This window comes from Rheinheimera sp. WS51 (assembly GCF_050936095.1).
Taxonomy (GTDB): Bacteria; Pseudomonadota; Gammaproteobacteria; order Enterobacterales; family Alteromonadaceae; genus Alishewanella.
On the sequence record NZ_JBOTRC010000011.1, the window covers coordinates 76,896 to 86,916 of the forward strand.

At 39.4% G+C, this 10,021-nt stretch carries 6 protein-coding genes; 5 read left to right on the forward strand and 1 reads right to left on the reverse strand.

Annotated elements, in window-relative coordinates; all coding sequences use genetic code 11:
- Window positions 1–172: 172 nt before the first annotated feature.
- The 4 genes from ACRCA4_RS12360 to ACRCA4_RS12375 all read left to right on the forward strand — a co-directional run bounded on the left by ACRCA4_RS12360 (window position 173) and on the right by ACRCA4_RS12375 (window position 8,000).
- Window positions 173–5,011 (forward strand): NAD-glutamate dehydrogenase, encoded by a 4,839-nt coding sequence (locus ACRCA4_RS12360; protein ID WP_433189021.1) that lies wholly within the window; start codon window positions 173–175, stop codon window positions 5,009–5,011.
- 65 nt (window positions 5,012–5,076) lie between these two features.
- Window positions 5,077–6,087 carry a quinone-dependent dihydroorotate dehydrogenase gene (gene pyrD, locus ACRCA4_RS12365; protein ID WP_433189024.1) on the forward strand — a complete coding sequence of 337 codons (1,011 nt, stop codon included), beginning with the start codon at window positions 5,077–5,079 and terminating at the stop codon, window positions 6,085–6,087.
- A gap of 106 nt (window positions 6,088–6,193) precedes the next feature.
- Window positions 6,194–6,709 carry a cell division protein ZapC domain-containing protein gene (locus ACRCA4_RS12370; protein ID WP_433189026.1) on the forward strand — a complete coding sequence of 172 codons (516 nt, stop codon included), beginning with the start codon at window positions 6,194–6,196 and terminating at the stop codon, window positions 6,707–6,709.
- Between the two features lie 73 nt (window positions 6,710–6,782).
- Complete coding sequence (locus ACRCA4_RS12375) at window positions 6,783–8,000, forward strand: class I SAM-dependent methyltransferase (RefSeq protein ID WP_433189029.1); 1,218 nt, start codon at window positions 6,783–6,785, stop codon at window positions 7,998–8,000.
- Between the two features lie 126 nt (window positions 8,001–8,126).
- Here the strand turns inward: ACRCA4_RS12375 and ACRCA4_RS12380 are convergent, their stop codons facing one another.
- The gene (locus ACRCA4_RS12380) at window positions 8,127–9,419 is read right to left on the reverse strand and encodes an anti-phage deoxyguanosine triphosphatase (protein ID WP_433189032.1); all 1,293 of its coding nucleotides are present in this window, start codon (window positions 9,417–9,419) and stop codon (window positions 8,127–8,129) included.
- A 135-nt stretch (window positions 9,420–9,554) separates the two neighbouring features.
- On the opposite strand from ACRCA4_RS12380, the gene ACRCA4_RS12385 reads away from it, so the two are divergent.
- The gene (locus ACRCA4_RS12385; RefSeq protein ID WP_433189035.1) at window positions 9,555–9,953 is read left to right on the forward strand and encodes a YebG family protein; all 399 of its coding nucleotides are present in this window, start codon (window positions 9,555–9,557) and stop codon (window positions 9,951–9,953) included.
- The last annotated feature ends 68 nt before the right edge of the window (window positions 9,954–10,021 follow it).

The following is a 10,021-nucleotide window of genomic DNA, read 5'->3' on the forward strand; positions in this document are numbered from 1 at the left end:
CATATTAAGCAAATATACTTTCACTTTGGTTGAGCTTGAGTGGTTTAACCAGTAATAAAGCACCAAATAGAGCTCGAAAAGCGTTACAATAAGCACTACACTGCGCACCTGACACGTTCTGATATGTTCGATATAGCCCACCCTTGAGGTGATGGTAAAAAAGGATATAAAAATGGCACCGATTGACGGTCAACCCTCTGTACTTCTACAAAATGTAAGTAAATTAATTAAGCAAAGAGTAAAAGATCAGACTTCTCTGGTTGAAAAGTTTGCTTATATGTTATTTGGTAATATGTCTAACGACGATCTTACCGGCCGAAATGACAGCGACCTTTATGGTGCTGCTTTAAGCTTATGGCAAACATTTAATCAACATGCCTCTAGTGGCGAAAAAATCAGGGTTTTTAATCCTGAGATAGCTAAACATGGCTGGGAGTCTAAACACACTATTGTGGAAATAGTGGTACAAGACATGCCATTTTTGGTTGATTCTATACGCATGGCGTTAAGCCGACAAAATATCACTGCCCATTTATTATTACACTATCCGATACAAACTGAGCGTAATAAAGATGGTTCTGTAATCGACTTTTATAAAATTGGCAGCAAAGAAGCGCATAGCACTAAACAAACAGTCTTTCATATTGAAATTGACCGTTTAACAGATAAAGAAACAATTAACTCTTTAACCCAAGAGCTACACTCAGTGATGGAAGATGTCTCACTAGCGGTTAATGACTGGTTGCCAGCACGAGATAAACTTAAACAGGTTATTAAGGCATTACCTAAACATAGTGGCAAGGCTTCAAAAGAAGATGTGCAAAATGCCGTCGACTTTTTAAATTGGTTAGAACAAGATAATTTTACTTTGTTAGGCTATCGCAGTTATACCAATTCACCAGTAAAAGGTGACTACAAAATAAGCGGTATTGATGATACATCGCTTGGCTTAATGCGTGCATCTTCAGCGCGTGATTTAATGTTATCTGAGCTGCCAGAGTCTGGCCGTAAAATGGCATTAGATAGTAATTTATTAGTATTAACCAAAACCAATAGCAAATCGCGGGTACACCGTCCGGCTTATATTGATTATGTTGGTGTTAAAAAGTTTGATAAAGAAGGTAATGTAGTAGGTGAAGATAGATTTATAGGTTTATATTCATCCTCATTCTACAACAACAGCGCAGCTGATATTCCATTATTAAAAAGCAAACTTGCCAGTGTAATGGATGCGTCTGAGTTTGCAGCAGGTACTCATGCTTACAAAGCATTACTTAATATACTAGAAACCTATCCAAGAGATGAGCTTATTCAAGCTTCTGCAGATGACTTGTTAACTGTTGCCATGGGCGTCTTGCAGATGCAAGAGCGCGATATGACGCGTTTGTTTATGCGCAAAGATAGTTTTGGTCGCTTTGTTACTGCGATGGTGTATGTTCCTAGAGAACGTTACAACACACAGTTACGTAAAGAAACCCAAGTTATTTTACAGCAAGCATTAGGTACTACAGAGCCTGTAGAGTTCACTACTTATTTTTCTGAATCCGTGTTGGCACGCACACACTATCTTGTGCGGATCAACGATAGCCATGTCGAGTATAAAGTGAAAGATATTGAAAGAAATTTAGTTGAAGCAGCCCGTACTTGGGAAGATAAATTAGAAACTGCTTTAGTCGGTGTTTATGGCGAAGCACGTGGTCGTGAATTAACACGTAAATATGCAACAGCTTTCCCGCGTGGCTATAAAGAAGAAATGTTACCTAACGATGCCTTAGTCGATATTGGTAAACTTGAAGCATTAAATGATGATAACAGACTAGAAATGCTGTTTTATCGCCCGCAAGAAGAAGGCGCTCAAAGTAAAGCGGTACGCTTAAACTTATTCCATAAAGATCATCCGATCCATTTGTCTGATGTCTTGCCTATTTTAGAAAACTTTGGTTTACGTGTTATTGGCGAAACGCCTTATGCAGTGAAAAGTAGCGATGGTTCAGTTAGCTGGATTTTAAACTTCACCATGGAACTTAATTGTGCCATGCCTGAAGATTTTGAAGCGGCGCAGCAATCATTCCAAGAGTCTTTTGCTAAAGTATGGGCAGGCCAATTAGAAGATGATGGTTTTAACCGTTTAATTCTAAGTGCCGGTTTATCTGGCCGTGAAGCCTCACTTTTACGTGCCTTAGCTAAATATAAACGTCAAATCGGCGGGACTTTTAGCCAGTCTTACGTTGAAAGCACCTTTGGCCGTTATGCTGAGCTAGCTAACTTAACGGTTCAGTTGTTTAATAAGCGTTTTTCTCCAAAATTACGAGCAACAGCTAAATCTATTGAGAAACTAGAAGAGCAAATTGCAGCGCAATTAGAGCAAGTTGCTAACCTAGATGATGACCGTATTATCCGTCGCTTTATCGATATGATTAATGCCGTTGTTAGAACAAACTATTTTCAACAAGATGCACAGGGTAATGATAAGGCGTATATCTCATTTAAGATTAAACCTGATTTAATTCCTGATATGCCTTTACCTGTACCAATGTTTGAAATCTTTGTTTACTCACCACGCGTAGAAGGTTCGCACTTACGCTTTGGTAAAGTAGCACGGGGGGGGTTACGCTGGTCTGATCGCCGTGAAGACTTCCGTACTGAGGTACTAGGTTTAGTTAAAGCGCAAACCGTTAAAAATACCGTTATTGTACCAACAGGTTCAAAAGGTGGCTTTGTTTGTAAAAAACTTCCTGAAACAGGCGGTCGTGAAGCCTTTATTAATGAAGGTAAAGATTGCTACCGTACCTTTATTCGTGGCTTATTAGATGTTACAGACAATATTAAACAAGGTGCTATTGTTCCACCTACCGATGTGGTTCGTTTAGATGAAGATGACCCTTATTTAGTTGTCGCAGCAGATAAAGGTACCGCTACCTTCTCAGATATTTCTAACGGTATCTCAGAAGAGTATGGTTTCTGGATGGCCGACGCCTTTGCTTCTGGTGGTTCAAATGGTTATGACCACAAAGGCATGGGGATTACCGCACGCGGTGCTTGGGAGTCAGTAAAACGTCATTTCCGTGAAATTGGTATTGATTGTCAAACCACTGATTTTACTTGTGTTGCTATCGGTGACATGGCGGGGGATGTTTTTGGTAATGGTATGTTGTTATCTAAACATAACCGTTTACAAGTTGCCTTTAACCATATGCACATTTTTATTGACCCGCAGCCAGATGCAGCTAAAACATGGCCAGAGCGTGAGCGTTTATTTAAGTTACCTACTTCAACTTGGGATGACTTTGATAAATCACTTATTTCATCAGGTGGTGGTGTTTTCTCTCGCAGTGCGAAATCAATCAAGTTATCTCCTGAAATTAAACAGATGCTAGGTACAACAAAAGCTAGCATGACACCAAATGAGTTAATTCGTGAATGCTTAATGATGCCTGTCGATCTTATTTGGAACGGCGGTATTGGTACTTACATTAAAGCAACTGATGAAACTCACGCCGAAGTGGGCGATCGTGGCTCTGAGGCTTTACGTGTTAATGGTAAAGATATTCAAGCTAAGATTGTTGGTGAAGGTGGTAACTTAGGCGCTACCCAACGTGGTCGTATTGAGTATGCAATGCATGGCGGTCGTATTAATACTGACTTCGTTGATAACGTAGGTGGGGTAACTTGTTCAGATAATGAAGTAAATATTAAAATTTTACTTAACGCATTATTAGCGAGCGGAGATTTAACCTTTAAGCAGCGTAATAAATTGTTATTTGATATGACAGATGACGTATCACGCTTAGTTATTGCTGAATGTTACCGTCAAACGCAAAGTATCAGTATTTCTTCAATACTGGGTTCTGAGCAAATTAAAGAATATACCCGTTTTATTCATACTTTGGAAAAAGACGGTAAGTTAAATCGTGAATTAGAGTTTTTACCATCTGATGAACAACTTGCTGACCGCATGGTTAAAGGTCAGGGTTTAACTCGCCCAGAGTTAGCGATTATTACTGCTTATGGCAAAATGGTCTTAAAAGAGCAGTTGGTGTTGCCAGAAATTACAGATAATGATTACTTTAAAGACTTATTATTTAGTTCTTTCCCAACTTTGTTACAAGAAAGTTATGCAACACAGATTGAGAACCACCCATTAAAAGCTGAAATTGTTGCGACTAAAGTTGCCAATATGCTGGTTAATGAAATGGGACCTAACTTTACACAGCGCATGTTAGAAGAAACCGGTGCGGGTGTCGGTGAAGTGACCTTGTGTTATTCAATAGCGCGTGACTTATTCGATATTCCAACTATCTGGGCTAAATTAGAACAGCTAGATAACGTGATCCCGGCTAAGTTACAAAGCCAATTGTTGCATCAGATCCGCCGTACTATGCGTCGCGCTACGCGTTGGTTCTTACGTCATCGTAATAAGTCGCTAAGTATTCAGCAAACGGTTGATTATTTTAAACCTGGTTTTGAGCAATTAAGTGCAAATTTAGCTAGTTTCTTAGTACCAGCTGAAGCTGAGCAATTAGCTAAAAAGCAAGCTGGATTCGAAGAAAAGGGTGTACCTGCAGATATTGCTCAATATCTAGCGCATTTAAGCACCTTATTCTCAACAATGGATATTGCTCAAGTAGCTGATAATGAGAAAGTATCTTTAGCTATGGCAGCTGAAATTTACTTTAAACTAGGTGATAGCTTAGATTTACATTGGTTCTTAGAGCAAATAACTCATCAAGCTGTCTCTAACCATTGGCAAGCGCTTGCTCGAGCATCCTACCGTGAAGAGCTAGACTGGCAACAACGTTCACTTGCTGCTGTTGTTGTTCGAAGCTGTGGTAAAACTTGTTCAGCTGATGATGTTATCGCGACTTGGATCACAGAGCACGATGCTTTATTAGAGCGTTGGCGCTTAATGCTAGCTGAGTTTAAAACAACTAAGAATCATGAAATGGCTAAGTTTTCAGTGGCATTACGTGAACTTATGTTATTAAGTCATAACTGCGATACTGTGCAATAGACCAATAAATGGTTAAAATACCCCAGCTAGTCTGGGGTATTTTTTTTCTAAATAAAAGGCGATATATGTTTTATCCATTGGCAAAAAAATTAATGTTTGCATGTGATGCTGAGTGGTCACATAACTTTGCGCTTGGTAGCTTAAATAAGCTGGCACATAGTCCATTTTCTTTATTATGGAAACAGGATTTGCCTGTTAAGCCGGTCACTGTAGCAGGTATTCGTTTTGATAATGCCGTGGGTCTAGCCGCTGGCTTAGATAAAAATGCTGAGTGTATTGATGCCTTTGGCCAAATGGGCTTTGGTTTTGTTGAAGTGGGTACGGTTACGCCTAAGCCGCAACTAGGTAACGATAAACCACGAATTTTTCGATTGCCAGCGTCTCAAGCCATTATTAACCGTATGGGTTTTAATAATAAAGGCGTTGATTATTTAGTAGAAAACGTTAAAAAAGCACAATATAAAGGTGTTTTAGGCATTAATATTGGCAAAAATAAAGATACGCCAAATGAGCAAGGCAAAGATGATTATATTCACTGCATGCGTAAGGTGTATATGCACGCTAGCTATATTACGGTGAATATATCTTCGCCTAATACCCCAGGATTACGTGACTTGCAGTTTGGTGATGCGTTATTAGATCTGTTAAATAGCATTAAAAATGAGCAACTCGATTTACAAGCTAAGTATGATAAATATGTACCTATATTTATTAAAATTGCACCAGATATGGATGAAATAGCGGTACAGCAAGTAGCGCAAACTTTATTGCAAAGTCAAATGGATGGTGTGGTGGCGACCAATACCACATTAGAGCGTGCTGCGGTTGCAGGTCAGCAACATGCTAATGAAGCTGGGGGGCTAAGTGGCTTACCAGTGAAAGATAAAAGCACAGAAGTTATAAGGCAACTACGAGCAGCAGTAGGTAAAGAAATGCCAATCATAGGGGTTGGTGGCATTCATGATGCAGATTCTGCTATAGAAAAATTACAAGCAGGCGCTAATTTAGTGCAAGTCTATACAGGCTTTATTTACCAAGGACCGAATTTAATCAAACAGATCGTTACTAGCTTATAATGATCAAGCATAGATCTGTTGTTTTTATAGCCAATTAATCTTTAATATATTGAACACTATAGTGTTATTCTATAATGTGTTTGTTTTATAATTGCAAGGATTAGCCATGTTAACGCCATCAGAAAGTTGGCAGTGGAACTATTGCCAAAAACGAGATCGTTTATTGCTAGATATTAGCGATGAACTGGTTTTTTGTTCGCCCTTTTGTGCGGCGCAACTTGTGGCTAAACCTATGCAACAAGCGCTATCAATTGCCGAAGCAGAAGTGTTTTGGGATCTTGATAAAAGCCTACAAGCGTTAACGTTACCTGACGCGGTGCGACTTGAATTATGTTTAACCGGATTAAGTTGCGCATATCTGCCTTTATTAGCACATAAAAGTTGGCATTTTCAGCAGACTAACAATCACAGTGTTGAACCTTACTCTATTGTTGTAATTCGTGGCCTAAGTACGCAACATGCTATTGTTGTTAGTACAGATGATGAATGTAGCACCTGCTTACTGTTAGAAAGTATAACTACTTTAACGGGTAAGGAATTGCCTCGGTTACATGTCGTTAGGTTACTGAATAATAGAATAAGCCCTTTACCTAAAAGTCAAAAGTTACGATATACAGCCTAATAAGCGTTAATAGTTTCCCTGTTACTGGGTTTCAGTTTAAAATAAGTGCTTTATCTGCTATGTAGCTTTTCTCATGTCTGACACTGCGCAAAATTTAGTTAAAATTAACAACTTCTTCTCTCAATTTCAGGCGGCTGTTACCGCCCAATCAATTCAAAAATTGGTGTTAAGTAAATACCAAGGGCCAGACGCACTAAAGCAGGTGCAAATTCGTCCTGTTTTACTAAAAGAACAATGGCAGCTGAGTTTTACTTATAAATATAAAACGAATGATATTACTAAAAATTTTTTAGCAACCGCTGCTATAGCTGAAGTTAAAGCCTTATTAGGAACAACATTTTTCGCGGCTAATTTATTTACAACAGACGCAGAAACGCAAATTACCTTTAGTAAAAAAGGCAAATGTTTAGTTAAAACTAAGGCAATCACGCTAAAAGATAACAACTCAGTGCAAGTTAACGCAGCTCAAGTTGTAGCTCATAACAGAGAAAAGCAGCGCTATTTATCACTACAGCAGCCCTTCTTGCAAGCGCTAGGCGTGACAGATGCACAGCATAAGCTAATTCCGGCAATGTCTAGAAAGTGGAAACAAATTAATAAGTTTATTGAGATTTTCGCAAACGCAGTACAAGAAGCCGGCTTAGCTGACTTGCAAAACTTACATATTGCAGATTTTGGCTCAGGCAAAGCTTACTTAACTTTTGCAATGCATGACTATATTAGTAATCATTTAAAATCTACTGCACAGATTACCGGCGTAGAGCTAAGACAAAACTTAGTAGACTTATGTAATGCAACGGCAAATAAATTGCAATTAACCGGTATACAATTTGAGCAAGGTGACGTTAAGCACTTTAAAGCCAAGGGGATTAATATCATGGTTGCTTTGCACGCTTGTGATACAGCGACAGACTATGCTTTGCATATGGGCATAGCAACAGGGGCCGAAATTATAATGTGCTCACCTTGTTGTCATAAACAAATTAGACCGCAAATGAAGATGCCGCAAATTTTAGCGCCTATGCTCCAGCATGGTATTCACTTAGGCCAAGAAGCTGAAATGGTAACAGATAGCTTACGAGCCTTATTATTAGAGGCGCATGGCTATTCAACAAAAGTGTTCGAATTTATCTCTTTAGAACACACCAGTAAAAATAAAATGATTTTAGCAACCAAGCGTAAACAGGCTAAAGATCCTAGTCAGGTATTGGCTCAGATAGCAGAAATTAAACAGTTTTATGGCATTGAACAACATTGCTTAGAGCAGTTATTAGCTGATCCTGCTGCGTAATTTAGCCTTCATATCTAAGGCTAAACTACATTATATAGCTGTTATATCAAAGATAACGCCTGTGCTGTAGCGTTAGGAATACACCACAGGCGTGTATAGCAGATTAGCAGGGCTTAGTTTTGCTTATCAGCGCCATGGTGCTGCAAATAGTTTTTGGTACATATGCTCTGCATAATCATCAGTCATCCCTGAAATATAATCACAAATCACTCTTAACTTTAATTCATAAGGGGCTTGGCGCCAACGCACTTGGGTATTTGCCGGCAGTAAACGCTCAGGATCTGAGGCAAAGGCATCAAATAATGACATCAGCATATTTTGACTGCGAAAACGCGACTGCTGTATATCGGGGCGTGAAATTACACAGCGATATACCACTTGTTTTAAACAGTTTAATAATGTTTGCTCAACATCGGGCAGGGCGGCATTAAAGCGGATCAACGGGCTTTTTGCTTGACCTAAACTGGTAACAAGTTCAACCGAACAAATCAGTAAGTTAACTAAATAGCCAATGGCTTCTTTTCTAAGGTGATGCTGCTCACTAAACAGGTTTTGGCTAATGTTATCTAATATCTCTTGGTAGTCACTAGATAGGGATGAAAAACACGAACTAGTGTGACTCAACCACTGATTGTGGCTTATATTACCCAGCACGATAGCATCTTCAAGATCATGCACACCATAGGCAATATCATCTGCCAGCTCCATAATAGACGCATCTAATGATTTAAACCGCGATTTAAGATAAGGGCTGCAGGCAATTACATCAGTTTGTTGAAATAACTGGCGATCATGCTCACTTAAAGGTGCTAACACCCAATCAAGGATATCGGCATCATCGGCAAAAATAGCTTTAGTTGGTTTCCAGGCATTTAAGCTTAGCGGGTTAACCTCTGGCAGTTGGATATGCTGTAAGTCAGGCTGTAACACCGGGTATTTTAATAAACCCAATAAGGTGCGCCGTGATAAATCCATACCGTTATCTAAAGTATAAGGCTCTAGTTTTGCAACTATACGTAGGGTTTGGCCATTACCTTCAAAGCCACCAGCATGGAGCATTTTATAATTTAGCGCGGTTTCCCCCCCATGACCAAAAGGAGGATGGCCAATATCATGCGCTAAACATAAGGCCTCAATTAAACTATGATCTGGCAGCAATAACTGCTGTTCAGCGGCGAGCTTACTTTTTAATTGATTAACTAAACCGGTACCAATTTGGGCTGCTTCTAATGAGTGAGTTAGCCGAGTACGATAGAAGTCATTTTGGCCAATACCGAGTATTTGGGTTTTAGACTGTAAACGACGAAAAGCAGCAGAGTGCAGTATCCGAGCTCTATCGCGTTGCCACGGCGTTCGTAAATCTTTAGGGCGGCTTAACTCTGTATTTGAGCGACGTTGTGACCAAACGATATCTGTCATATTTTTCCTTGTTTATTCACCCAGATAGACAAAATTATATTACGTTAAACTTGAGCATAATTCGAGCTAAAGCAGTCGACATTTAATAATAATTACTGTATAAAATAACAGTTAACTAAATAAGTGGGGAATAGCATGGCAGTTATTATTAAATATGTGGTCGAGCGTAACGGAGCCCAGAAGATGACTTTTACTTCTAAAGCAGAAGCAGATGCTTATGATAAAATGTTAGACACGGCAGATGAGCTTACTGAATTTTTAAGCGCCAGTGAGCTAATGACAGATGAGCAACAAATAGATGCCTTAGCATTATACTTAGCCCAAAATAAAGATGAGGTATTAATTGCTTTAGGCGCTAAGAAAAAGCCAACTAAAAAAGCAAAAGCGCCGGCTAAAATCACAGCCGATAAAGCTGGCTTAGCAGCAACAAAAGACGCATCGGAAGATGCCGCAGCAGAAGGCGTTGTTGCAGAGGCTAGTGCAACAACTGCATCTAAGTCGACATTAAAAGCTGCAGCCCAAAAGGTGGCTTAATAAAGCTGCACTATACCTGCACTATATCAAGTTGAGTTGCACCTATAGTAGCTGCAACTCAAACTGAT

Excerpts from the sequence above, each read along its gene's own strand:
- ACRCA4_RS12360 (WP_433189021.1), top strand. The coding sequence starts at position 173 with ATGGCACCGATTGACGGTCAACCCTCTGTACTTCTACAAAATGTAAGT.
- ACRCA4_RS12385 (WP_433189035.1), top strand. The coding sequence starts at position 9,555 with ATGGCAGTTATTATTAAATATGTGGTCGAGCGTAACGGAGCCCAGAAG.
- ACRCA4_RS12380 (WP_433189032.1), bottom strand. The coding sequence starts at position 9,419 with ATGACAGATATCGTTTGGTCACAACGTCGCTCAAATACAGAGTTAAGC.
- ACRCA4_RS12370 (WP_433189026.1), top strand. The coding sequence starts at position 6,194 with ATGTTAACGCCATCAGAAAGTTGGCAGTGGAACTATTGCCAAAAACGA.
- pyrD (WP_433189024.1), top strand. The coding sequence starts at position 5,077 with ATGTTTTATCCATTGGCAAAAAAATTAATGTTTGCATGTGATGCTGAG.
- ACRCA4_RS12375 (WP_433189029.1), top strand. The coding sequence starts at position 6,783 with ATGTCTGACACTGCGCAAAATTTAGTTAAAATTAACAACTTCTTCTCT.